This window comes from Mycolicibacterium vaccae NBRC 14118 = CIP 105934, assembly GCF_001552715.1.
In the GTDB taxonomy this organism is placed as follows: Bacteria; Actinomycetota; Actinomycetes; order Mycobacteriales; family Mycobacteriaceae; genus Mycobacterium; species Mycobacterium vaccae.
Genome location: NZ_BCRS01000028.1, coordinates 20566 through 44570 on the forward strand (window position 1 = coordinate 20566; position 24005 = coordinate 44570).

Here is a 24005-nt window from a genome sequence, read left to right on the forward strand (position 1 = left end):
GACCCATGGCAGGAGTGGGCCACGACGCCGACGAGACGTCAGACCGCGGAGCCGGCCGGCAGCGCCAGAGGGTGCTGGGTCTCTTACGCGAGGCGAAGCAACCGGTCGACGCCCACTGCGTCGCCGACACCTTGCGCATCCATGTCACCACCGCACGCTTCCATCTGGCGGCCCTGGAGGCCCAGGGGTACGTGCGCCGGGGCGGCAGTCTGCGTGCAGGGGCGGGCCGGCCCAAGCTGACCTACGAACTCGCGCCGAGGCTCGACTACGCCGACATCGTGTCGCTGTTCGCCACCCATCTGGGCGGCACGCCCGAGGAACGCGAAGCGCGGGCGCGGCGCATCGGCGCCGATCTGGCGCACCGGGTGCGGCTGGCCCGGCCGCGCGAGGAGACCTCGATCGGCGACCTCGTCGTGACCACCTTGAGCGAGTTGGGTTTTCAGGTGCGCTCGGTGCTGTCGTCGTTCGGCGAGGTGACAATCCAGTTGTGCACGTGTCCGCTCGCCGAAGTGGCCAGGACAGCGCCCGAGGTGGTCCGCGGCATCCAGCAGGGCCTGATTCAGGAGGTGGTCGACCTGAACGCCGGGTCAATCGGAGGAAACTACAGCGTCGCGGTGACACCGGATCCGCACGCCGGGTCGTGCGAAGTCGGTTTGGTACTTCGCCCGGCCCAGAACTGACGACAGATCGGGAAGGACGGAACGGGTGAACACCAATCAGGACGTGATCTCCTTGCGAGGGCTCGGCGAGGAGCAACTCGGCGCAGCGCGCGAAGCCCGCGCGGGACGCGCCGCGCACTCGGTGTACGGCGGCCAGGAACGCACCCTGCGCCAGACGGTGCTCGCGCTCACCGCGGGCAACCGGCTCGACGATCACGAAAGCCCCGGCGAAGCAACGCTTCTGGTGCTGCGTGGCCGCGTCCAGATCGGCTCCGCGACGAGCACGATCGAGGGCGGGGAAGGCGACTACCTGGTGATACCCGAGGAGCGGCACAACCTGGTGGCGCTGGAGGACTCCGTCGTGCTGCTGACCGTGGTGCCGCGCCGCTGACGGCTCAGATCGTCAGCGTGCCGTCGTCGTTGATCGTCCACTCGGGGTTGCGTGCGACCTCCCAGACGTGGCCGTCGGGGTCGGCGAAGTACCCCGAGTAGCCGCCCCAGAACACCCTCTCGGCCGGCTTCAGGAGTGTCGCTCCGGCCGCCTCGGCCTGGGCGAGCACGGCGTCGACGTCGGCTTCGGTGCGCTGATTGATCGCGATCGTGATGCCGCTGAAGCGTCCGTCGACCGGATGGTGGGCGTCCTCGGCGAGGTCCGTGCGGCCGAACAACGCCAACGCGATCCCGGGCAGCTGGTAGAACACCACACCCTCCGGGGCCGCGGCGGGCGCCCAGCCCAGGCCCTGCTCGTAGAACCGGCGGGCCCGGTCGAGATCGTCGACGCCGAGGGTGATCAGGCTGATGCGTTGCTCCATGGGTGTCACTCCCTCTGACTTCGTGGGTAGGGGGTCGACCGCTGGTCCTGCAGGGTCGAGCAGCCCGGTTCGGAAGCTACCCCACCCGGTGGGCCGCGCGGGATCGCCCGATTTGGATGGCGTAGGTCACACTTCTCGTTCAAGTGGGTATGAGACCGACCATGAGCGCCCCGTTTTTCAGCCGAGAACGAATCGTCGCTTCGCCCGGATGGAGCCGGTGGCTGGTCCCGCCCGCGGCGCTGTCCATCCACCTGTCCGTCGGCGCCGCGTATTCGTGGAGCGTGTTCAAGCTGCCGATGCAGGAGTCCCTCGGGATCTCCGGCACGCTGAGCGCCCTGCCGTTCACCGTCGGCATCGTCGTGCTCGGCCTGTCGGCGGCGATCTTCGGCACCTGGGTGGACCGCGCCGGACCCCGCGCGGCGATGTTCGCCGCGACCTGCTGCTTCTGCGGCGGATGGTTCGTCGGCTCCGCCGGTCTGCTGATCGGCCAATTCTGGTTGGTGCTGCTCGGTTACGGCCTGCTGGGCGGCATCGGCTGGGGCATCGGCTACATCTCGCCGGTCGGCACGCTGATCAAATGGTTCCCCGACCGGCCCGGCATGGCGACCGGGCTGGCCATCATGGGGTTCGGCGGCGGCGCGCTGATCGCCTCGCCGTGGTCGACGGCCATGCTCGACATGTTCGGCACCGACACGGTCGGCATCGCGAAGACCTTCGCGGTACACGGCGCCGTCTACGCGGTCTTCATGTCGCTGGGTTGGATGCTGATCCGGGTGCCCCGCGCGGACTGGAAGCCGTCGAACTGGACGCCGCCGCCGGTGCAGAGCGATTCGATCGTCACCGGCGGGCAGGTCTCGGCCGGCAATGCGGTCAAGACCCCACAGTTCTGGCTGTTGTGGATCGTGTTGTGTTTCAACGTGACAGCCGGCATCGGCATCCTGGAGAAGGCGTCGCCGATCTACCAGGACTACTTCCCGGCGGCGGGGGCGGCCGCCGCCGGGCTGGCCGCTGCGGCCGCGGGTTACGTCGCGATGCTCTCGCTGGGCAACATGCTCGGCCGCATCGGCTGGTCGAGTCTGTCGGACAAAATCGGCCGCAAGAACGCCTACCGGCTCTACCTCGGTGCGGGTGCACTGCTGTACCTGACGATCACGGTGATGGAGAACTCCAACAAGCTCGTGTTCCTCGTCGCGACGATTCTGATCCTGTCCTTCTACGGCGCGGGCTTCGCGACGGTGCCGGCCTACCTGCGCGACCTGTTCGGCACCTTCCAGGTCGGCGCGATCCACGGCCGGTTGCTGACGGCGTGGTCGGCTGCCGGGGTGCTGGGCCCGATCATCGTGAACTTCGTGGCGGACCGGCAGGCCGACGCAGGCAAGGAGGGACCGGCCCTCTACACCCTGTCGTTCTCCATCATGATCGCGCTGCTGGTCGTCGCGTTCGTCGCGAACGAACTGATCCGCCCGGTGAACTCCAAGTGGCACGAATCCGACACGCCGCGAGCGACCGACAGAGAGGACGCGGTCCGATGACCGACCAGCCCGCCGACACCGAGTTGCGTGAGTACACCCCGACGGTGCCCAAGGCCTACATCGTGTTGGCCTGGTTGTGGGTGGCCGTCCCGTTCGGCTACGGCCTCTACGAACTGCTGATCAAGGCCGGCCGGTTGTTCGGCGCATGAATCATGCGTCAGGTCAACAGGTCTGACCAGAATGGCATGGTGGCGGTCGCCGCTGCGGTGCGGCTCCCGCCGGATCCGAATTCCTCGTCGACGTAGTCGGCCAGGTCCGCACCACAGGTGTGGACGTCGGTCCGCACCACCGACAGCACCGGATGGCCGGACGTTCCGCGACCGGCGGGCAGGTACCGGTGCGCACACACCGGGACCAGTTGCGGGACACGGGCCAGCTGGTACCGCGCGGTGCGCAGGGCGTCGCGCATCCTGGCGGGTCGCTGCCCCCACCCGGGCGCCCAGAACTGACCCCACTCCACCGCGAACAGGACACCCTCGACCGGCAGTTGCAGCCGCTTGGTCAGGCTTCTGCGGCCCTCGCTGCGCCAGTCGGGCCATCCGGGACCCACCGGCAGCCCGGCGGCCAGGAACGCCCGGTGGTCGTCGGCGAACTCGAAGCCGAAACCCGTTTCGACACCTGCCAACTCGTCATCGGACAGGCCGGTGTCGATCGTGACCGTGCCGAGGGCGGCCAGCCGGGCGGCGGCTTCGATACCGAGGCGTTCACCGGTGGAGTCCATGTGCGCGCCGCGATCAGAAGCTGTGCTGCGGACCCTGGGCCTTCTTGTAGAGCGCCTTGAGCATCCGGTCGCGGAACGCGGCGTTGTCGATCAGCTTCACGCCGGCGCCCGCCAGCCTGGGCTGACCGATCAGCTTGTGCATGATGCGACCGCGCCGATACTCCCGGCCCCACGCGGCTTCCATCCGCTGCGCATAGTTGGTGAAGTCGTCGGGGCCACCGTTGGTCAGTGCCGCGATCGCGCATTCGCCTGCGGCCAAACCGGATTCGAGTGCCTTGGAGATACCCGCACCCGAGGCCGGCTTGCCGGCGCCCAGTGAGTCGCCGGTGAACAGCACGCCGGGGCGCCACGGCGGCCACGCGGTGAAGCCCATCGGCAGCCGCCACGCGCGCACGCTCTTGTTCTTCTTGAGCTCTTCGATCGGCGGCAGCTCCCACTCGCGCGGCAGCGTGCGCAGGAAATCGCCGAGGAACTGGGTGGCGTTGATCGACTGCCAGTTCTTGTAACTGTTCACATAGCCGAGGCCGATGTTGAAGATGCCGTCGCCCATCGGGAACACCCAGCCGTACCCGGGCAGCTGATCGCCCTGGAACAGCAGCTTGAGGTAGATGTCGAGCGAATCGGAGTCCGGACGGTTGGCCGGCATCTCCGACCGGATCGCGATCGCCGAGTAGCCGTTGTACTCGGAGTCGATCTTGAGCGCGCGCTTGATGGGGGAGTAGGCCCCGTCCGCGGCGATCACCGCGTCGGCATACACCTTCTCGCCGCCTTTGAGCACCACGCCGATCACTCGGCCGTTGGCGTCCAGCTCCGGGCCCGACACCTCGGCGCCCTGGCGGATCTCGGCGCCGACGGACTCGGCGTGCTTGAGCAGCACGGTGTCGAGGTGTTCACGGCTGACGGTGTGGCCGTGGTCGGGCATGCCGGGACGCTTGGGGAACGACAGCTCCCAGCGGCTCGGGCTGAACACCGTGACCCGGTTGACCCGGTGGTAGGTGGCGACCTCGTCGGCCAGGCCCATCTTCTGCAGGTAGCTGACCGCGCGCGCGGTCAGCCCGTCACCACAGGGCTTGGCTCTGGGGAACTGTGCCTTGTCGCACACCAGGACCTTCGCGCCGGTTTGAGCGGCCTGCCATGCGGCGGCCGAACCGGACGGTCCTCCACCTGCGATGACCAGGTCGTATCGCTGCGTCATTGATCTCTCTCGTCGAGCGGCTGTCGCAGCGATAGTACCGAAAGACGCACCATTCGGCCGACCAGGTCTGAGCAGGTCAGCGACGTCTGAGCGGGTACAGTGATCGGGTGCGACGAGGGTCGAGGGCGCGTTCTGCCGAGCAGGCGGGTGTCAAGGTGGACGCCCGCAGCGAACGGTGGCGAGAGCACCGCAAGAAGGTGCGCTCGGAGATCGTCGACGCGGCGTTCCGGGCCATCGACCGGCTGGGCCCCGAGGTGTCTCTGCGCGAGATCGCCGAGGAGGCCGGCACCGCCAAACCCAAGATCTACCGCCACTTCACCGACAAGTCCGACCTGTTCCAGGCGATCGGCCAGCGGATGCGGGACATGTTGTGGTCGGCGATCTTCCCGTCGATCAACATCTCCACCGACGCCGCGCGCACCGTGGTCCATCGCGCCGTCGAACAGTACGTCCGGCTGGTCGACGAACACCCGAACGTGGTCCGTTTCCTGATGCAGGGCAGGTTCGCCGAACAGAGCGAGTCGGCGATGCGGGCACTCAACGAGGGCCGCGACATCACGCTGGCGATCGCCGACATGTTCAACGACGAGTTGAGCGAGATGGAGCTGGACTACGCGGCATTCGAGCTGGCCGGCTTCGCGACGTTCGGTGCGGCGGCCTCGGCGACCGACTGGTGGCTGGGCGCCGAGCAGGACAGCCCCCGGCGGCTGCCGTCGGAGAAGTTCGTCGAGTACCTGACCACGATCATGGTCGGGTCGATCAACGGCACCTGCGAGGTGCTCGGGATCAAGATCGACCCCGACGTGCCGCTGCACAAGGGCGTCAAGCGCCGCGAACAGGTCGCCTGAGTTTCACCCTTTCGCTGCCGAGATTGCGTCCCCGTCGGGAAAAACCGCCCGATCACCGCGTGGAATGCGATTTCGGCGGGGAAGTTGAGGCAGATGCCTCATGACCCGGCTGCGTCGCACGCCGACGATCAGTGCATGAACACTCACCTCACCCCCCGCGCCGCCGCTGCGGCCGTCACCGCACATCCTGTCCTGCCGCCCGGCGACGACGAACGGTTCGTCGGATTCGGCATCATGGGCCTGCCGTTCACGAGCGGCCACTATCTGGCGCTGCGTCAGTTCCCCGCAACGACGTTCGCGCCGGCCTACGTCTCGGTCTGGCACCGCGACCCGGCGTGCACCTGGACGTTCTACGCCACCACCCCGGGCGCGCAGAGCTGTGCGCGCTACTTCAGCTCGGCGACCCCGAACGATCCGGTCCAGTGCGGCATCGACCTGGCCTGGGAGTCGGAATGGTCGGTGCGCGTAGAGATCCCGGGACTTCTCCGGTGGACCGTCGGGATGCAGAACACCTGGGCCACAAGGCTGATGACGTCGATCGGGGGCCGGCTGCCCGAAGCGGCGTGGACGAGTCCGGCTGCGTTGTCGACGATCAGCCGGATCGCCGGGCCCGCGCTCGGGGTCGGCGACATCCGGCTCACCGGCACGGCGGCCAACGGTCAGCGCTACATGGTCGCGCCGAAGACCGTCTGGGCGGTCAGCGACTCCACCGCCACGGTGCGCGGCAACGATCTGGGCCCGATCGGGCCGCTGATGCGCCAGGCCCGCCTCGGCGACTTCCGGCTGCCGCAGCGCGGCATCGGCGTCATCGGATCCGGTCATTTCGAGACCTACGACGCCGCGCGGCATTCGGCGGCCGACCGCACCGTCGCATTCGGCTGACCCGGCCCCCGTGCCCAGGCAGAATCATCGGATGGCGCCGTCGGCCCCACGCGCGGCTCGAACGCCCAGCAGGGCCGAACTGCTGGCGGCGCTGTCGATTGCCATCGACCTCGGGCTCGGGCAGCCGGCCGAGCACATGTTGCGCTCGGCCGTCATCGCCACCCGCGTTGCGGACCGGCTGGGGCTGGACCGGGCGCAGCGCGACTGCTGCTACTACACGGCACTGATCATGTGGATCGGATGTCACGCCGACTCCCACGAGTACGCCCGCTGGTTCGGAGACGACATCGCCGTGCGCCACGACTCCTATCTGGTGGACTGGTCGGGCCTGCCGTATCTGCGATTCCTGATGTCCAACACCGGACGCGGGCAACCGCTGCTGCACCGATTGAGCTTGCTGGCCACACTTCTCGCGGATGCCCGGGGACAGATCTCCCGGCTCATCCACTCGCACTGCTCCTCGGCCGGCGTGCTCGCAGACCAGCTGGGCCTGAGCGCAGAGGTCCAATCGGTGCTGGGCTACACCTTCGAGCGATACGACGGCGGGGGACTGCCGGGCGGGGTCGCCGGCGACGCCATCCCGATGCCGATGCGGGTGGCCCAGCTCGCCGACATGGTGGAGGTGCACCACCGCACCTACGGCGTGGACGGAGCGGTCGCGATGGCCCGCAGCCGCCGGGGCGGACAGTTCGACCCGGAGGTCGTCGACGCGTTCACCGCGGACCCCGAGGCGGTGCTGTCCGGTCCGGCGCCGGGGGAGGCCTGGGCGCTCGCGCTGCGTGCGGCGCCGGACTACGGCGATCGCCTCGGCGTCGCCGAACTCGATGCCCTGCTTGTCGCGCTCGGTGACTTCGTCGACCTCAAATGTCCTTTCACACTGGGCCATTCACGTGCGGTGGCCGAGCTGGCGGCCGATGCCGCGACAGTGCTGGGCATGGCTCCCGACACTGTCACCCTGGTGCGCCGGGCCGGGCACCTGCACGACCTGGGCCGCATCGGCGTCTCCAACCAGATCTGGTCGAAACCGTCGTCGCTGACCGCGGGGGAGATGGAGCGGGTGCGGTTGCACCCGTATCTGACCGTGCGCATCCTGAGTCAGGTCGGCGGGCTCGACGGGGTCGCGCAGGTGGCGGGCAATCATCACGAAAACCTCGACGGCTCAGGCTATCCCAGAGGTCTGACCGCGTCGGCTCTAGACCTTCCCGACCGGGTGCTGGCAGCCGCGGTGGCCTATCAGTCGGCGCTGGAGCCGCGTCCGTACCGGGAGCCGCTACCGGCGGCGGGGGCGGCGGCCCGGCTGCGGGAACGGGTGCGCGACGGACAACTCGACGAGATGGCCGTCGACGCGGTGCTCCAAGCCGGCGGCCACCGCGGCCGGCGGCCCAGCCCCCGCCCCGCCGGCCTCACCCCCCGCGAGGTCGAGGTGCTGTGCCTGGTCGCGCGCGGTGCGTCGAACAACGAGATCGCGACCGCTCTCGGCATCTCCGGCAAGACCGCGCGCAACCACGTCGAACGGACCTACGCCAAGATCGGGGTGACCAACCGCATCGGGGCGAGTATGTTCGCGCTCACCCACGGCCTGGTCCACCCCGGGTAGGCGGGCCGGCGCCGAGATTGCACCCCGTGCGCCCGAATCGGTCGAACGAGCGCGTGGAATGCGGTTTCGGCGGAATCGGTACCGGCGTTCCCAGGTACTATCGGGGCCATGACGCTGGCTGAACAGGCTGACCAGGCCGACACCACCGCTGACGCCCAGGCGCCGGTGCGCACCCGTGCCCTGATCATCGGCTCGGGCTTCTCCGGGCTGGGCATGGCCATCGCGCTGCAGGAACGCGGCGTCGACTTCCTGATCCTGGAGAAGGCCGACGAGATCGGCGGCACGTGGCGGGACAACACCTACCCCGGCTGCGCCTGCGACATCCCGTCGCACATGTACTCGTTCTCGTTCGAGCCGAAGGCCGACTGGACGCACATGTGGTCGTTCCAGCCCGAGATCCAGGACTACCTGCTCGGGGTGACCGCCAAGTACGGGCTGCGCCGCTACATCGAGTTCGGCGCCCACGTCGACCGCGCCATCTGGGACGACGACGAGATGCGCTGGCATGTGTTCACCAAGGACGGGCGCGAGTTCATCGCCCAGTTCGTGATCTCCGGCGCCGGCGGGCTGCACATCCCGCTGATCCCGGAGTTCGAGGGATACGACGAGTACCTGGCGGCCGGCCGGGCGGCCTTCCACTCCGCGGAATGGGACCACGACGTCGACATCACCGGCAAGAAGGTCGCGGTGATCGGCACCGGTGCCAGCGCCATCCAGATCGTGCCCGAGATCGTCAAGGACGTCGCCGAGCTGCACCTCTATCAGCGGACCCCGGCCTGGGTGATGCCCCGACCCAACAACCCGATCCCCGAAGGGGCGCAGCGGGTGTTCGCCAACGTGCCGGGCGCCAGGGCGGCGATGCGCGCCGGCATCTACTGGCTGCACGAGGCCGTCGGGTTCGCGATGACCCGGCAGCCCCGGCTGCTCAAGATCGGCGAACTGCTCGGCAAGTGGAACATCCGCCGGTCGATCAAGGACAAGGAGCTGCGGCGCAAGCTCACCCCGGACTACCGGGCCGGATGTAAGCGAATCCTGAACTCCGACAGCTACTACCGCGGCATCGCCGACCCGCGGACCCAGGTCATCACCGACCGCATCGCCGGGTTCACCTCCCGCGGCATCGTCACCGCCGACGGTGTCGAGAGGGAAGCCGACGTGGTGGTGTTCGCCACCGGGTTCCACGTCACGGACTCCTACACCTACGTGGACATCAAAGGCCCCAACGGCGAAGACCTCGTCGACCGGTGGAACCGCGAGGGGATCGCCGCGCTGCGCGGCATCACCGTCGCCGACATGCCCAACCTGTTCTTCCTGCTCGGCCCGAACACCGCGCTGGGCCACAACTCGGTGGTGTTCATGATCGAGTCCCAGATCCGGTACGCAGCCAAGGCCATCGCGGCCGTCGACAAGGCCGGCGCGCAGGCGCTGGCGCCCACCCGCTCCGCGCAGGACCGCTACAACGACGAGCTGCAGGACGAGCTCGGCGGCACCGTGTGGAGCACCGGCGGGTGCCGCAGCTGGTATCTCGACGAGCACGGCGTCAACCGCACCCTGTGGAGCGGGATGACCTGGCAGTACTGGTTGGCGACCCGGCGGTTCAAAGCCTCCGAGTACACGTTCCGCTGACCCGGGCCGGTTCGAGAGTGCGCTGAGAGCGCGAAATGGCGCCGGAAAGCGATCTGTGTGCACCCTCGCTGCGACACGCCTGGCACAACATCTCGTGCAGCGCCGGGATGTCGCACACCAGTTGTAGTGTTGTGGGCGTCGCGGGCGTTTCCGCGGCGACGTTACTTTTTTAAAAGCCAGGTGAAATGGGGTCCTCGTGAGCGATGGCATGAAACTGATCGACCGGGTCTCGGCCATCAACTGGAACCGCGTGCAGGACGACAAGGATGCCGAGGTGTGGGATCGCCTCACCGGCAACTTCTGGCTGCCGGAGAAGGTGCCGGTGTCCAACGACATCCCGTCGTGGAACACCCTGAACGCGCATGAGAAGCAGCTCACGATGCGGGTGTTCACCGGGCTCACGCTGCTCGACACCATCCAGGGCACCGTCGGCGCGGTCAGCCTGATCCCCGACGCGCTGACCCCGCACGAGGAGGCGGTGTACACCAACATCGCGTTCATGGAGTCGGTGCACGCGCGCAGCTACTCCAACATCTTCTCGACGCTGTGCTCGACCAACGAGATCGACGACGCGTTCCGCTGGTCGGAGGAGAACCCGAACCTGCAGCGCAAGGCCGAGATCGTCATGCAGTACTACAAGGGTGACGAGCCGCTCAAGCGCAAGGTGGCCTCGACCCTGCTGGAGAGCTTCCTGTTCTACTCCGGCTTCTACCTGCCGATGTACTGGAGCAGCCGGGCCAAGCTCACCAACACCGCCGACATGATCCGGCTGATCATCCGCGACGAGGCCGTGCACGGCTACTACATCGGCTACAAGTACCAGCGCGGTCTGGCCCTGACCGACGAGTCGACCCGCCAGGAACTCAAGGACTACACCTACGAGCTGCTGTTCGAGCTCTACGACAACGAGGTGGAGTACACCCAGGACCTCTACGACGAGGTCGGCCTGACCGAGGACGTCAAGAAGTTCCTGCGCTACAACGCCAACAAGGCGCTGATGAACCTCGGCTATGAGGCGCTGTTCCCGCGTGACGAGACCGACGTGAACCCGGCGATCCTGTCCGCGCTGAGCCCCAACGCCGACGAGAACCACGACTTCTTCTCCGGCTCGGGGTCGAGCTACGTGATCGGCAAGGCCGTCAACACCGAGGACGAGGACTGGGACTTCTAGCCCGGCTCAGTCGACCGGGATGGTCGCGCTGATCGTCGTGCCGTCGCCGGGGTGACTGGTCACCGTCAGCCGGCCTGACAGCGCCTCCACCCGGTCGCGCAGGCCGACCAGTCCGGAGCCGCCGCCGTCGGTGGCGCCGCCGGCGCCGTCGTCGGTCACCGACAGGCGCAGCAGCGTGCCGCCGTCCGGTCTCTCGTCAAGTCCGACCTCGACCGCCACCGAACCGGCCTCGGCGTGCTTGGCGACGTTCGTCAGCGCTTCTGCGACAACGTAATACGCGGCCACCTCGACGGGTTCGGGCAGGCGTCGCGCGACGTCGACCGTCAGCTCGACCGGAACCGTCGAGCGCCGCGCCAGGTTGCGCATCGCCGGTTTCAGCCCGCCGCGCGACAACACCGCCGGGTGCAGGCCGCGCGACAGCTCCTGCAGATCCGAGTGCAACCCGGCCAATCCGTTCACCACGTGGGACAGCTGGGTGCGCAGCGCGTCGTCCTCGGTCGCCGCCTCGGCCTCACGCAGCTGCAGGCTCAGCGACACGATGCGCTGCTGGGCGCCGTCGTGCAGATCGCGTTCGAAACCCCGGCGGGCCTCATCGGCGGCCGCCACGATCCTGGCCCGCGACGCGGTGAGCTCGGCACGGGTCTCGGCGTTGGCGATCGCGGTCGAGATCAGATCGGCGAAGTCGCCGACGTGGGCTCCGGTGCCCTCCGGAATCCCCTGCGGGGCAGAAGAACCCACGACCAGCGCGCCGCGGGTACGGCCTTCCACGATCAGCGGAGCGCCGGCCCCGGCGCGAACACCGAGCCCGCGCAGCCGGACCGCGATCTCCCCCGACAGCGCGCCGTAGTCGTCGACGTGGGCCGGCCGGCCGGTCCTGCGCACCCGCTCGCACAGGCTGTCGCCGTCAAGTGAGAGGCGTTCGCCCGCACTGAATCCCGGCTGGTTCTCGGCCTTGAGTGCGGCCTTCACCACGACGTGGTCCTCGCCGTCGAAGGACAGCAGGGTGACGTGGTCGACGCCGAGGCTGTGCGCGAGCTCCGTCACGGCCACGTCGTAGACGTCGGCCAGCGCGGCGCCGCGCGCGACCAGCGTCGCGACCCTGCGCAGCGCCGCCTGCTGAGTCCTGGCCACCCGCAGGCGTTCCTGCTCCTGCTTGCGTTCGGTGGTGTCACGGGCCCCGCCGACGAGGACCCCGTGATCGAACACCACGTTCCAGTCCAGCCAGCGCACGGTGCCGTCCCGGCGCAGACTGCGGCTCTCGAACTGCGTGGCGCCCGCGGACTGCGGCACAGCGGCCAGCGCGGCCTCGGTGGCTTCCCGGTCGTCCTGGAAGATGAACTCGGACAGCGGCCGCGCGGTCAGCTCCGCGGCCGAATGACCCAGCGCCCGTTCGAAGGCGGGATTGACCCGGGTCAGGCGTGCCTGCCCGTCGTCACCTGTGCCGATGAACAACAGATCCGAGGCCACCGTGAAGAAGCGTTCCAGCTCGCGGCGGCTGACCTCCAGCTCCGCGGTGATGACCTCGCGATCGCATGCGGAGGCCAACAGGGCCTGCAGCGACGGCACCATGCGATGCACCCGCCGCACCGTCGCCGCGGACAGATCTCGCGGGATCAGCAGGGTGCCGGTCCGATCCGAACCGTCGAGCAGCGCGATGGCCAGCTCGTCCGCAGCTGCGGGGGTGGCCTCGACCGTCAACGTCGCGCGCGGTAGTCCGAGGACGTCGGCGAAGCGGCGGCCGGCATCCTGCAGCGCCGGCCCGAGCGCCGGGGCCCGCAGCATCACCCGGGCCAGATCCGCGGCCAGGTCGGCCTCCTGGCGACGCTGCTCCGCTTCGGCGGCACGCAATCGGGCCTGGCCGACCAGGGCGTTGGTGAGAAACGCCAGCGTCAGGAAGATGACCAGCGCGGGAGCCAGGCTGTCGCGGCCTTCGAGATGCAGATAGGCGTAGACGGCGGCGCTGGCCAGGGAGGTGGCGATCGACAACCCGAAGCCCCACCCGGCCGAGACCACCAGCACACCCAGCAGCAGCAGGGCCCCGAACGCATTCTCCGGGGCGATCTTCTTCAGCGCGAACACCGCGAGCACCTCGGCAGCCAGGAACCCGGCCGCCACCGCGACTCCGACCCCGAGCGGGCGCGCCGGTGACCGCACGACACGCTCGAAGAAGCTGGTCGGCACCGATTGCCAGGTCACCGGCCGATGGTAATCCCGATTTTTCCGGTTAACAGGAATGCCGAGCGCCTCCGATCCTGACACCCTCGAGTGATGACCGGTCCGCGCTGCTTGATCGTCGACGACAGCGCCGATTTCCGGGACGCCGCCCGCGCCATCCTCGAGCGCGGCGGCATCGCGGTCGTCGGCACTGCCAGCGACGTCGCCGAGGCGCTGCGCCGGGCCCGCGAGCTGCACCCGGACGTGGCCCTGGTCGACGTCGACCTCGGCGCCGAAAGCGGATTCGACGTCGCCGAACAGCTGTCCGGCGTGCCCGTGATCCTGACCTCCACCCACGACGAGCTGGACTTCGCCGACCTCATCGCCGCCAGCCCGGCGCTGGGCTTCCTGCCCAAACTGACCCTGTCACCAGGAGCGGTCCGCGAGCTGCTCGACCGTGTCAGCGGGTCTCCAAGTACATGATCACCGCGCGGACCCGGCGGTGGTTGTCGCCGGTTTCGGGCAGGTTCAGCTTGGTCAGGATGCTGCGGACGTGCTTTTCCACGGTGCCCTCGGTCACCCAGAGCCTGCGTCCGATCCCGGCGTTCGACAGGCCTTCGGCCATCAGGGTCAGCACCTCGTGCTCGCGCGTACTGAGCGCGGCCAGCGGGTCGTCGCGCTTGCGGGCCGACACCAACTCGGCCACCAGGGCGGGGTCGACCACGGACGCGCCGTTGGCGATCCGCTGCAAGGTGTCGATGAAATCGGAGACATCGGTGACCCTGGTCTTGAGCAGATAACCGATGGACTGGCCGCCGGCCAGCAGTTCCATCGCATGGTCGACGTCGACGTGGGCCGAGAGCACCACGATTCCGACCTCAGGGGACTCCTCGCGGATCACCCGGGCGGCGTCCAGACCCTCGCTGGTGTGGGTGGGCGGCATCCGGATGTCGGTGAGCACCAGCTCCGGTTTCTGCGCCCTGACCATGTCCAGCAGCGTGACGCCGTCACCGGCCTGTCCGACGATCTCGAAGCCGGAACGCTCCAAAAGGCTGGCCAGTCCTTCGCGCAACAACACATCGTCGTCGGCGACGACAACCTTCAGCGCGCTCATGTGTCCTCCGGCCCCCGCGTGAACATGGCGCCTCATTGTCGCACCGGGACCGTGATCTGCCACCGGGACGACGGGATTGGGTGCTAGCGGTACCCGAGGAGTCCGGCCAGCGTCGACGACTCCGCCACCGTCCTCGACCAAGCTCGGTGGCATGGTCACCTCCGTCGGTCAGCCCGTCAATCGCGTCGAGGGCAGGGCCAAGGTCACCGGCCAGGCCCGCTACACCGCCGACACCGGCTCAGCAGTGACCTACGCAGCGCTGGTGCAGGCCCAGATACCGCACGGTCGGGTCACCGCGGAATCGGTGCGCGCGGCCGCAGCGCGGGCTCATGCGGCCCCCGGTGTGCTCTATGTGCTGACACCGTTGAACTGCCCACCGCTACAGGAACTTCCGAAAGACCTGACCTGGGATCTGCCGATGGAACGACGCCCGCCGCTGTCTGATCTCACGGTCCAACACGTCGGCCAGCACATGGCGTTGGTGGTCGCCGACTCGCCGGAGAACGCGGTGCACGCCGCCTCACTGATGCACTTCGACCACCTGCCCTCACGGGCTCGCCGCTGCGCCGCCGACGTGCTCGCCGACCCGGGCGCGCCGGAGGACGCCGACGGCCGGATCCGTCACGGCTCTTACCGTCCTGATCATTTCGTCAAGCTCGCCGACGAGAAGCTGCAGGACTTCCGTGGCCCCACCGAGGAACCCGCCGGCACCAAGGTCGACCAGACCTACCGCACGAACGTGAACACCCACTACCCGATCGAACTGTCGGCCACCGTCGCGCAGTGGGACGGAGACCATCTCACCGTGCACGACAGCACCCGCTGGATCACCGGCGAACGACAGGTCCTGGCCGCGTATCTGGGCATCCCCGAAGACCGCGTCCGCATCGTCTCACCCCTGGTGGGCGGCGCGTTCGGGGCCAAGAACTTCCTGTGGATGCATGTGGTGCTCTGTGCGGTGGCGGCCCGGTCGGTGAGCCGACCGGTCAAACTCGTTCTGACGCGCGCCCAGATGTACACCTCCACCGGACACCGTCCGCGCACCGAGCAGCGGATCGCGTTGATCGCCGATCCGGCCGGCCTCATCGCCAGTACCGAGCACCACACCGTGACAGAGACCTCCACCGTGGCGCACTTCTGCGAACCGGCCGGCCTGTCCACCCGATTCCTGTACCGCTCACCACGGTTGGCGGTGAGCCACACCGTCGCCCGGATCCACGAGCCCACCCCATGCTTCATGCGGGGACCGGGGGAGTCGCCGGGGCTGTTCGCCCTCGAGGTGGCGATGGACGAACTCGCGTACTCGCTCGGTCGTGATCCGGTGGCGCTGCGGCTGGACAACACCACCGACCGGGACCAGACAACCGGGCGCCCGTGGTCGGGCGCGCACCTGGCCGACTGCTACGGCGAAGGTGCCCGGCGCTTCGGCTGGAACCGTCGCCCGGCGCAACCCCGGTCATTGCAGCGCAACGGCTCTCGTGTCGGAATGGGGATGGCCACCGCCGCCTACCCGGGCCGCAGGATGGCCGCCTCGTGCCGGGTGGAGACCGGCCTCGACGGCCGCGTCCGGTTCAGCGCGGCCACCCATGAGATCGGCACCGGAGTGCGGACGGTCATGACGCAGCTCGCCGCGGACACCACCGGCCTGCCGCTGTCCCGGATCACGTTCGAGTCGGGCGATTCGTCGTTTCCCGACGCCCCCTACAGCGGGGCGTCCCAGACCACCGCAAGCGTCGGATCCGCGGTGTTCGAGGCGGCGCAGGAATGGAAACGCCGGGCGGACGCGCTGCCACCGGTGGTGGCCGGCGACGCCGCGCTGCGGAGCGCGGCGCTGTCGTTCACCACCTCCAGCGGTGGACCGCCGGATTCCGGGCCGGTCTCGCAGTCCTTCGGCGCCCACTTCTGTGAGGTCGAGGTCGACGAACAGCTCGGGCGGGCGAGTGTGATCCGGTGGGTGGCGGTGATGGACTGCGGCCGGGTGCTCAACCCGAAGCTGGCCACCAACCAGGTGATGGGCGGCATCCTGTTCGGCGTCGGGATGGCGCTGATGGAGCAGGTGCCGGTCGACCCGGACACCGCTCGGCCGCTCGGCGAGTACTACGTGCCGACCCACGCCGATCTGCCGGTGTTCGACATCAGCTTCGTCGACAGCCCGGACTACGGTCTCGATCCGATCGGGGTGCGCGGCATCGGTGAGATCGGCGTTTGCGGCGCCGCCGCTGCCGTCGCCAACGCGATATTCCACGCCACCGGAAAACGATTGCGCCAGCTGCCGATAACGCTGGAGGCACTACTGCAACCGTGGGGTACCGGCATGGGAGGACCGACATGACACCGGCTACGCATGACATCGAACTGACCGTCAACGGGGTGACGCGGCGCGTTCGGACCGACGTGCGCTCGACGCTACTGGATCTGCTGCGGGAGCGTCTGGAGCTGACCGGCACAAAAAAGGGCTGCGACCACGGACTGTGCGGGGCGTGCACCGTCGAGGTCGGCGGCGAGCGTGTGCTCAGTTGCCTGACCCTCGCGGTGACCGCCGACGGCGCCGAGGTGCGCACGGTGGAGGGACTCGCCGACGGCGACCGACTCGACCCGCTGCAGCAGGCGTTCCTCGACCACGACGGATTCCAGTGCGGCTACTGCACTTCGGGCCAGCTCTGCTCGGCACGGGCGATGCTCAACGAGTACGCGCGGGGTGATCTGTCCGCGGCGTCGTTCACCGGCGAGATCGGCGACGTCGCCGACGGTCCGAAACGTCTGTCCGACGGCGAGATCCGCGAGCGGATGGCCGGCAACATCTGCCGGTGCGGGGCGTACGCGAACATCGCCTCGGCGATCGCCGCTGTGCACGGTGCCTCATGAGAACGTTCGGCTACCGAAGGGCCGGCACCGTTGCGGACGCGGTGGAACAGGCTTCGGCCCCCGGCGCCCGCTTCTATGCCGGTGGAACCAACCTGCTCGACCTGATGAAGTCGGGGGTGGAGAATCCGGCCTCACTGGTCGACGTCGGCAGGCTGGGCCTGGACACGGTGTGGCGCACCCCGGGTGGAGCCGTGATGCTGGGCTCGGGGGTGACCAACACCGCCGCGGCCAATCATCGGCTGGTGCGGGTCGACCATCCGGTCCTGTCCCAGGCGATCCTGTCGGGTGCGACCGCCCAGATCCGCAACATGGCGACCGTCGGTGGAAACCTGATGCAACGCACCAGGTGTCCGTACTTCATGGACCCGGGGTTCGAGCACTGCAACAAGCGTATTCCCGGTTCCGGCTGCGCCGCCCGGGACGGTCTCAACCGTGAGCACGCGGTGTTCGGCACCGAGCTGGCCTGTGTCGCGGTCCATCCGTCGGACATGGCGGTCGCGCTGGCGGCGCTGGATGCCGTGGTGCACGTGACCGGCCCGCAGGGTCCCCGGACGATTCCGATCGCAGAATTCTTCGTGCTTCCCGACCCGAATCCTGAGGTCGACAACACCGTCGGGCCGACGGAACTGATCACCGCGGTGGAACTTCCGCCGACGGCCGGACCGTCGCATTCTTGGTACCTGAAAGTCCGCGACCGGCAGAGCTACGCGTTCGCGCTGGTGTCGGTGGCTGCGGTCCTGCGCTTCGACGGTGACGTCATCGCCTCGGCCGCCGTGGCGCTCGGCGGGCTGGCCGCCCGGCCCTGGCGGGTGCCCGACGCGGAAGCCCGGCTCGCCGGCCGCCGGCCCACCGAGGAGAGTTTCGGCCATGTGGCCGACCTGATGCTGGCCGGTGCTTCGCCGCTGCGCCACAACGCGTTCAAGGTCCCGTTGGCCAAGAACGCAATCGTGCGTGCGCTCACGCTGGCGGCCGGCCGGGGCTAGCCCCGCTCGTGGCTGTCCTCCATCACGGTGCGTCCGATCTCGGCGTAGACCTGCGGACGCGCCCGCCGAAGCCAGAGCGCGTAGAGCAGGCCGGCGAGGAACACCCCGGCGATGAACAACGGCGCGCTCTTGAACACCAGCGAGTTCGAGGCGTAGCCGGCGGCGAAGGCCCGGTTGTCCCACAGCAGCCACACCACGGCCCCCATCGAGGCGGCGCCGAGCAGCGGGCAGACCAGCGTGGTGAACACGTTGCCGCGGTGGGCTTTCCGCACCCAGAAGTACCACACCACGGCCACCGAGCAGATCGCCTGGACGAGCATGATCGCCGCGGTGCCGACCAGCGCGAGCAGACCGTAGATGTTCGTATAGGGGACCAGCGCCGGGGTGTCCACCGGCACCCCGTCGGCGTCGGGCACCTGCACCGCGGTGAACCCGAAGAACAGCAACACGATCACCAACGTGATCACGCTCTGCACCGCAGACGCGAGATAGGGCGACCCGTGCCGGGGATGCGCCGCGCCCAGCGTGGATTTGACGGCCGCCGACGGGATCTCCCGGCTGAGCGCGAACAGGTACCGCGAGGCGGCGTTGTGGAAGGCCAGCGCGCACGCGAACGAGCCGATGACCAACAGGATCTTGTAGACGTCGAGCAACACACCGCCGAGGTTGGCCTGCACCAGGTTGAAGAACAGGTCCAGTGGCGCCGCGCTGATCGACGCCTCCACCGAGACCTTGGCGCCGTTGCCCGCCAACACCATCGCCGAGACGAACGTGTAGAACAGGCCGAGTCCGACCACCGCGATCAGCGTCGCCCGCGGGATGATCTTCTTGGGGTTGCGTGACTCCTCGCCGTAGACCGCGGTGGTCTCGAAGCCGACCCACGACCAGAACGCGAAGAACAGCCCGATCGCCATCGAACCGGTGGCCGCGGCGGTGCCGAACGCGCCCTCGGGCAGGTTCGTGAAAGCGTTGTGCAGCAATACCGTCTTGTCCAGCATGAAACCGTCGGGCCCGCCTCCGTCGAGGATCACCGTGAACGCCAGCGCGAACAGGATCAGCACCTCCGAGACCAGCGTGACACCCAGGATCGCCGCGGTCAGGCTGATGTGGAAGTGGCACAACGCGGCGATCAGCGCGATCGCCGCGACGGCGAACAGTGGCCACGGAACATCCACGCCCACAATGGTTTTCATGGCATCGTTGGCGAAGTACGCGCAGCCGCCGATCAATGAACCCTCGAACACCACGTACGCGAAGGTGGCCAGGAAACCGCTGGCCATTCCCCAGACCTGACCAAGGCCGTGGGAGATGAAACCGTAGAAGGCGCCGGTGGTGGTGATGTGTCTGGCCATCGCCACGTAGCCGAGCGCGAACAGGGTCAGCGCGATCGTCGCGAAGAGAAACCCTGCAGGGGCGCCGAGACCGTTGCCGAATCCGACTGCGATGGGGACATTGCCGGTCATCGCGGTGATCGGCGCGGCGTTGGCCACCGCCATGAAGATCACGGCGGCCATCCCGATCGCGCCCTTTTTCAGCCCCGCCGGCGCGACGGGTTCGACGGCGTGCGCCGACGGAGTGGACTCAGTGGCCATCGCGTTCTCCTGCGTCAGATCTCACCCAGATGCGATCTGCGCCAGTGCAAACCGAGGTGAGCGTGGCACTGTGAGGGGCCCTCCGGCAACCGGGGTCACGCAGTCTTAACAGGCCTCCCAGCCGGCCTTCAGCGCGCTCCCAGCGACGGACCCCGGGAGTGGGGGAGGACACTGGAACGGTGACGAGCAAATCCCTGTTCCACGCCGTTCTGGAATGGCTGCGCGCCGGCTATCCGGGCGGTGTCCCAGGGCCCGATCGGGTTCCGCTGCTGGCGTTGTTGCGCGCCACCCCGCTGACCGAGGAACAGGTCAGAGAGGTGATCGCGCGGCTGACCGACGAACGGTCACCGAACGCCGGGGGAGAGCAGATCGAGGCCGACGAGATCGCGGCCTTCATCAAAGACGTCACCCATCACGACGCCGGACCGGAGAATGTCGCACGGGTGGCGGCCAAGCTCGCCGCCGCGGGCTGGCAGTCGCCCGGCGAGCACCGCGACGGCGATCCCGGGACGGACGGCTAGCGCAGTCCGGCGGTGTCGATGACGAACCGGTACCGGACGTCGCTGGCCACCACGCGCTCATAGGCCTCGTTGATGTAGTCCGGTGCAATGATCTCGATTTCGGGGGTCACGTCGTGCTCGGCGCAGAAGTCCAGCATCTCCTGCGTCTCGGCGATGCCACCGATCATCGAGCCCGCGATGCTGCGCCGCCCTCCGATCAACGCGGGGGCCGGCACCGACATCGGATGCTCGGGCATGCCGAGTTCGACGAGCGTGCCGTCCACTTTGAGCAGCTTGAGGTAGTCCCCGAGGTCCAGGTTCGCCGACACGGTGTTGATGATCAGGTCGAACGTGCCGCGCAGCTGCTTGAAGGTGTCGCGGTCGCTGGTGGCGTGGTAGGCGGTGGCGCCGAGTCGCAGACCGTCCTCCATCTTCTTCAGCGACTGGCTGAGGACGGTCACCTCGGCGCCCATCGCCGCCGCGATCTTGACCCCGAGGTGACCGAGACCACCGAGACCGATCACCGCCACCTTCTTGCCGGGACCGGCATTCCAGTGGCGCAGGGGCGAATAGGTGGTGATTCCCGCGCACAGCAGCGGCGCGGCTTTGTCCAGTGCGATGGCGTCGGGAATGCGCAGCACATAGTTCTCGTCGACGACGATCGCGCCGCTGTAGCCGCCCTGCGTCGGCTGCCCGTCACGGTCGACGGCGTTGTAGGTGCCGACCATCCCGCTGCCGGTGCAGTACTGCTCGTTTCCGGCGCGGCATTCGTCGCACTCACGGCAGGAATCGACGAAACAGCCGATGCCGACGCGGTCGCCGACCGTGAACTTGGTTACCTGCGAACCGATCTCGGTGACGATGCCGGCGATCTCATGTCCGGGCACCACCGGATAGTTGGCCTGACCCCACTCGCCGCGCACGGTGTGGATGTCGGAGTGGCAGATGCCGGCGAAATGGATGTCGAACGCGACGTCGTGCGGTCCGACATCACGGCGCGTGATGGTCGTCCGGGTCAGTGGGGCATCGGCGGAAGTGGCCGCATACGCGGTAACGGTGGTCATTTGTACCTCTTGTCTCTTCGATTTCTGCATAAAAGTGCGTCTCGCAAATGTCGGCGGGTTCGGACGCGCCGAGAACAGGTCGCGACGATGCGCCTGATCGGGTTCAACGACCTCTGCCGGCGGGTTAGTCCCGACTCCGAGGCGGTGCGGTCAGTTGATGGGGGCGTTGACCCACCGCAGATCGGCGAGGATCCCGCGGGCGGCGACGACGTTACCGCCTGTCTGCCACACCTCGTTGTTCACCGCGAACACCCGGCCGTCGCGGTTGGCCGACAGTCGCCGCCACGCGTCGCTGCCGAGCACCTCGGGGGCGCGTTCACGCGCCTCGGCCGTGGCGAACGACACATAGAGGACGTCGCCGTCGGCGATCGAGAAGTCCGGTGCGTCGCCGAGATCCTCGTCGGAGATGCCCACTTCCACGAAGGGCTTGTCGGTGAACCGCTGCGCGGCCGGCCGATCCACTCCGACGTCGGCGAGCACGCTGCCGGGGAAGCTGTCGGGGCCGAACACCCGCATGGTGGTGTCGGTGAACTGCACCACCGACGCCTGGAAGTGGGTCGCGTCGTTGTCCTGCCCGGTCCGGTCGGCGGCGCGGTCGAACTCCTCGACCACCTCGTCGGCCGCAGTCGCGCGGCCGGTGGCGGCCCCGACTGCGCGCAGCGTGTCCTTCCACGCCGCTCCTCCGGGACCGGTGAACACGGTGGGCGCGATCTCGGCGAGCTCGGGGTGGTCCTGCGGGGTCAGTGCCACCGAACCGAGGATCAGATCCGGTTCGGCCGCCCGGATCGCGTCGATGTCGGGATCGCTGCGGCTTCCGGCGCCGGGCAGGTCGTGGATGACGGTGCCGAGGTAGGCCGGTTGCGTGTCGGAGCCCTCGGGGAGGGCGGCGGCCACGATCCGCGACTGCAGACCCAGCGCGCACAAAGCGTCGAGCTGGTCGCCCGAGAGCACGACGATGCGCTGGGGATCGGCCCGGACCAGTGTGGTCTCCGGAATCGGGGGAGTGACACCGTGGCCGGTCGCGTTGCGGACCTCGCGCTCCGGCGGACCCTCGTCCAGGCGCGCCGGTTCAGGCGCGCAGGACTCGTCGGGCCTGCGGTCGTTGCCGAGCACGCCGGCGCTGGCGATCCGGGTCACGCTGGTGGTGGGCGTCGCCGGGCCGGAGCCGTCGGCGGCAGGCCCGTCGCCGGAGGATCCGCAGCCGTTGAGCGTGAACACCACGACCGCGGTGGCGAGGGCGGTCAGTCCCGCCGACCGGGAGACCCAGCGGCCTGCCCGCACTCCCGTGATCAGCACGGGGCGACGTTAACATCCAACGGTTACCGAGCTGGTCAGGGTCTGTCCCCAGATAGGTGCGGGGTCAAATACGACGGTTTGTAGGACCACCCCGACCCCTGTCAGTTCGGGCAGCTAGGATTCATACCGATCGTCGGCCTCGCCGACTGTCCGATCCGGTGTTACCGGTCAGCAATACGGAAGGTTGGAGGACCAGTTGGTAGCGGAAGCGCCCCCAATCGGCGAACTCGAGGCACGGCGGCCGTTCCCGGCGCGACTGGGACCCAAGGGCAACCTGCTCTACAAACTGATCACCACCACCGATCACAAGCTGATCGGCATCATGTACTGCGTCGCGTGCTTCGCGTTCTTCCTGATCGGCGGCCTGATGGCGCTGTTCATGCGGACCGAGCTCGCCGCCCCCGGGCTGCAGTTCCTGTCCAACGAGCAGTTCAACCAGCTGTTCACCATGCACGGCACGGTGATGCTGCTGTTCTACGCGACGCCCATCGTGTTCGGGTTCGCCAACCTGGTGCTGCCGCTGCAGATCGGCGCCCCGGACGTCGCGTTCCCGCGGCTGAACGCGTTCTCGTTCTGGCTGTTCCTGTTCGGCGCGCTGATCGCCATGGGTGGCTTCATCACCCCCGGCGGCGCCGCCGACTTCGGCTGGACCGCGTACTCGCCGCTGACCGACGCCATCCACTCACCCGGTGCGGGCGGTGACCTGTGGATCATGGGGCTGGCCGTCGGTGGTCTGGGCACCATCCTCGGTGGCGTCAACATGATCACCACCGTGGTCTGCATGCGCGCCCCGGGCATGACCATGTTCCGGATGCCGATCTTCACCTGGAACATCCTGGTGACCTCGATCCTGGTGCTGCTGGCCTTCCCGCTGCTGACCGCGGCGCTGCTCGGCCTGGCCGCCGACCGCCACCTCGGCGCGCACGTCTACGACCCGGCCAACGGCGGTGTGCTGCTGTGGCAGCACCTGTTCTGGTTCTTCGGCCATCCCGAGGTGTACATCATCGCGCTGCCGTTCTTCGGCATCGTCAGTGAGATCTTCCCGGTGTTCAGCCGCAAGCCGATCTTCGGTTACACCACGCTGATCTACGCCACGCTGGGCATCGCGGCCCTGTCGGTCGCGGTGTGGGCACACCACATGTACGCCACCGGCGCGGTCCTGCTGCCGTTCTTCTCGTTCATGACGTTCCTGATCGCGGTGCCGACCGGTATCAAGTTCTTCAACTGGATCGGCACGATGTGGAAGGGCCAGTTGACGTTCGAGACACCGATGCTGTTCTCCATCGGCTTCATCGCGACGTTCCTGCTCGGTGGCCTGTCCGGCGTCCTGCTGGCCAGCCCGCCGCTGGACTTCCACGTCACCGACAGCTACTTCGTCATCGCGCACTTCCACT

Annotated in this window: 23 protein-coding genes; 15 read left to right on the forward strand and 8 right to left on the reverse strand. The window is 68.4% G+C overall.

Features of this window, described 5'->3' with window-relative positions; translation table 11 throughout:
• The first annotated feature begins 5 nt into the window (after nt 1-5).
• Both MVA01S_RS08065 and MVA01S_RS08070 read left to right on the forward strand, forming a co-directional pair.
• Nucleotides 6-680 (forward strand): helix-turn-helix transcriptional regulator, encoded by a 675-nt coding sequence (locus MVA01S_RS08065; protein WP_040540078.1) that lies wholly within the window; start codon nt 6-8, stop codon nt 678-680.
• A 25-nt stretch (nt 681-705) separates the two neighbouring features.
• Nucleotides 706-1050: a cupin domain-containing protein gene (locus tag MVA01S_RS08070; protein ID WP_003928752.1), complete on the forward strand. Its 345-nt coding sequence runs from the start codon at nt 706-708 to the stop codon at nt 1048-1050.
• A 4-nt stretch (nt 1051-1054) separates the two neighbouring features.
• Here the strand turns inward: MVA01S_RS08070 and MVA01S_RS08075 are convergent, their stop codons facing one another.
• A complete protein-coding gene (locus tag MVA01S_RS08075; protein ID WP_003928751.1) occupies nt 1055-1471 on the reverse strand; it encodes a VOC family protein in 417 nt (138 codons plus the stop codon).
• Between the two features lie 161 nt (nt 1472-1632).
• Between MVA01S_RS08075 and MVA01S_RS08080 the strand changes: the two genes are divergently transcribed.
• Both MVA01S_RS08080 and MVA01S_RS31260 read left to right on the forward strand, forming a co-directional pair.
• Nucleotides 1633-3003 (forward strand): OFA family MFS transporter, encoded by a 1371-nt coding sequence (locus MVA01S_RS08080; protein ID WP_003928750.1) that lies wholly within the window; start codon nt 1633-1635, stop codon nt 3001-3003.
• Nucleotides 3000-3152, forward strand: a complete 153-nt coding sequence (locus MVA01S_RS31260) for an MFS transporter small subunit (RefSeq protein WP_003928749.1) — start codon at nt 3000-3002, stop codon at nt 3150-3152. Before MVA01S_RS08080 ends, MVA01S_RS31260 begins: the two co-directional genes overlap by 4 nt.
• 8 nt (nt 3153-3160) lie before the next feature.
• Here the strand turns inward: MVA01S_RS31260 and MVA01S_RS08085 are convergent, their stop codons facing one another.
• On the reverse strand, nt 3161-3724 hold the full coding sequence (locus MVA01S_RS08085) for a hypothetical protein (RefSeq protein WP_003928748.1): 564 nt from the start codon (nt 3722-3724) through the stop codon (nt 3161-3163).
• A 13-nt stretch (nt 3725-3737) separates the two neighbouring features.
• Nucleotides 3738-4919, reverse strand: coding sequence for an NAD(P)/FAD-dependent oxidoreductase (locus MVA01S_RS08090; RefSeq protein WP_003928747.1), 1182 nt, complete (start codon nt 4917-4919; stop codon nt 3738-3740).
• A gap of 107 nt (nt 4920-5026) precedes the next feature.
• On the opposite strand from MVA01S_RS08090, the gene MVA01S_RS08095 reads away from it, so the two are divergent.
• From MVA01S_RS08095 to nrdF, 5 genes are all read left to right on the forward strand, one after another.
• Complete coding sequence (locus MVA01S_RS08095) at nt 5027-5767, forward strand: TetR/AcrR family transcriptional regulator (protein WP_003928746.1); 741 nt, start codon at nt 5027-5029, stop codon at nt 5765-5767.
• A 135-nt stretch (nt 5768-5902) separates the two neighbouring features.
• Nucleotides 5903-6649, forward strand: coding sequence for a hypothetical protein (locus MVA01S_RS08100; RefSeq protein ID WP_003928745.1), 747 nt, complete (start codon nt 5903-5905; stop codon nt 6647-6649).
• Between the two features lie 31 nt (nt 6650-6680).
• Nucleotides 6681-8246, forward strand: a complete 1566-nt coding sequence (locus MVA01S_RS08105) for an HD domain-containing phosphohydrolase (protein ID WP_003928744.1) — start codon at nt 6681-6683, stop codon at nt 8244-8246.
• A gap of 108 nt (nt 8247-8354) precedes the next feature.
• Complete coding sequence (locus tag MVA01S_RS08110; protein ID WP_003928743.1) at nt 8355-9872, forward strand: flavin-containing monooxygenase; 1518 nt, start codon at nt 8355-8357, stop codon at nt 9870-9872.
• Nucleotides 9873-10080: 208 nt separating this feature from the next.
• Nucleotides 10081-11043 (forward strand): class 1b ribonucleoside-diphosphate reductase subunit beta, encoded by a 963-nt coding sequence (nrdF, locus tag MVA01S_RS08115; RefSeq protein ID WP_003928742.1) that lies wholly within the window; start codon nt 10081-10083, stop codon nt 11041-11043.
• A 6-nt stretch (nt 11044-11049) separates the two neighbouring features.
• Here the strand turns inward: nrdF and MVA01S_RS08120 are convergent, their stop codons facing one another.
• Nucleotides 11050-13239 (reverse strand): PAS domain S-box protein, encoded by a 2190-nt coding sequence (locus MVA01S_RS08120; RefSeq protein WP_237024362.1) that lies wholly within the window; start codon nt 13237-13239, stop codon nt 11050-11052.
• Nucleotides 13240-13311: 72 nt separating this feature from the next.
• Here MVA01S_RS08120 and MVA01S_RS08125 point away from each other — a divergent pair, with 72 nt between their 5' ends.
• Nucleotides 13312-13680, forward strand: a complete 369-nt coding sequence (locus MVA01S_RS08125; RefSeq protein ID WP_003928739.1) for a response regulator — start codon at nt 13312-13314, stop codon at nt 13678-13680.
• Here the strand turns inward: MVA01S_RS08125 and MVA01S_RS08130 are convergent.
• Nucleotides 13658-14311, reverse strand: coding sequence for a response regulator (locus tag MVA01S_RS08130; protein WP_003928738.1), 654 nt, complete (start codon nt 14309-14311; stop codon nt 13658-13660). The genes MVA01S_RS08125 and MVA01S_RS08130 overlap by 23 nt on opposite strands.
• 151 nt (nt 14312-14462) lie before the next feature.
• On the opposite strand from MVA01S_RS08130, the gene MVA01S_RS08135 reads away from it, so the two are divergent.
• From MVA01S_RS08135 to MVA01S_RS08145, 3 genes are read left to right on the forward strand one after another with little or no spacing between them, the layout of a single operon-like run.
• Nucleotides 14463-16643 carry a xanthine dehydrogenase family protein molybdopterin-binding subunit gene (locus MVA01S_RS08135; RefSeq protein ID WP_003928737.1) on the forward strand — a complete coding sequence of 727 codons (2181 nt, stop codon included), beginning with the start codon at nt 14463-14465 and terminating at the stop codon, nt 16641-16643.
• Nucleotides 16640-17176, forward strand: coding sequence for a (2Fe-2S)-binding protein (locus MVA01S_RS08140; RefSeq protein ID WP_003928736.1), 537 nt, complete (start codon nt 16640-16642; stop codon nt 17174-17176). Before MVA01S_RS08135 ends, MVA01S_RS08140 begins: the two co-directional genes overlap by 4 nt.
• The gene (locus MVA01S_RS08145) at nt 17173-18159 is read left to right on the forward strand and encodes an FAD binding domain-containing protein (RefSeq protein WP_003928735.1); all 987 of its coding nucleotides are present in this window, start codon (nt 17173-17175) and stop codon (nt 18157-18159) included. Before MVA01S_RS08140 ends, MVA01S_RS08145 begins: the two co-directional genes overlap by 4 nt.
• On the opposite strand, the gene MVA01S_RS08150 is transcribed toward MVA01S_RS08145, so the two are convergent.
• Complete coding sequence (locus tag MVA01S_RS08150; protein WP_003928734.1) at nt 18156-19751, reverse strand: APC family permease; 1596 nt, start codon at nt 19749-19751, stop codon at nt 18156-18158. The genes MVA01S_RS08145 and MVA01S_RS08150 overlap by 4 nt on opposite strands.
• Nucleotides 19752-19930: 179 nt before the next feature.
• Here MVA01S_RS08150 and MVA01S_RS08155 point away from each other — a divergent pair, with 179 nt between their 5' ends.
• Nucleotides 19931-20272, forward strand: coding sequence for a DUF3349 domain-containing protein (locus MVA01S_RS08155; RefSeq protein ID WP_003928733.1), 342 nt, complete (start codon nt 19931-19933; stop codon nt 20270-20272).
• Here the strand turns inward: MVA01S_RS08155 and MVA01S_RS08160 are convergent.
• The gene (locus MVA01S_RS08160) at nt 20269-21315 is read right to left on the reverse strand and encodes an NAD(P)-dependent alcohol dehydrogenase (RefSeq protein WP_003928732.1); all 1047 of its coding nucleotides are present in this window, start codon (nt 21313-21315) and stop codon (nt 20269-20271) included. The two genes, MVA01S_RS08155 and MVA01S_RS08160, sit on opposite strands and share 4 nt — an antisense overlap.
• Nucleotides 21316-21465: 150 nt before the next feature.
• A complete protein-coding gene (locus MVA01S_RS08165) occupies nt 21466-22611 on the reverse strand; it encodes an iron-siderophore ABC transporter substrate-binding protein (RefSeq protein ID WP_003928731.1) in 1146 nt (381 codons plus the stop codon).
• Between the two features lie 196 nt (nt 22612-22807).
• On the opposite strand from MVA01S_RS08165, the gene MVA01S_RS08170 reads away from it, so the two are divergent.
• Nucleotides 22808-24005: cbb3-type cytochrome c oxidase subunit I (locus MVA01S_RS08170; RefSeq protein ID WP_060941571.1), on the forward strand; the 1198-nt coding region annotated here is incomplete at its 3' end.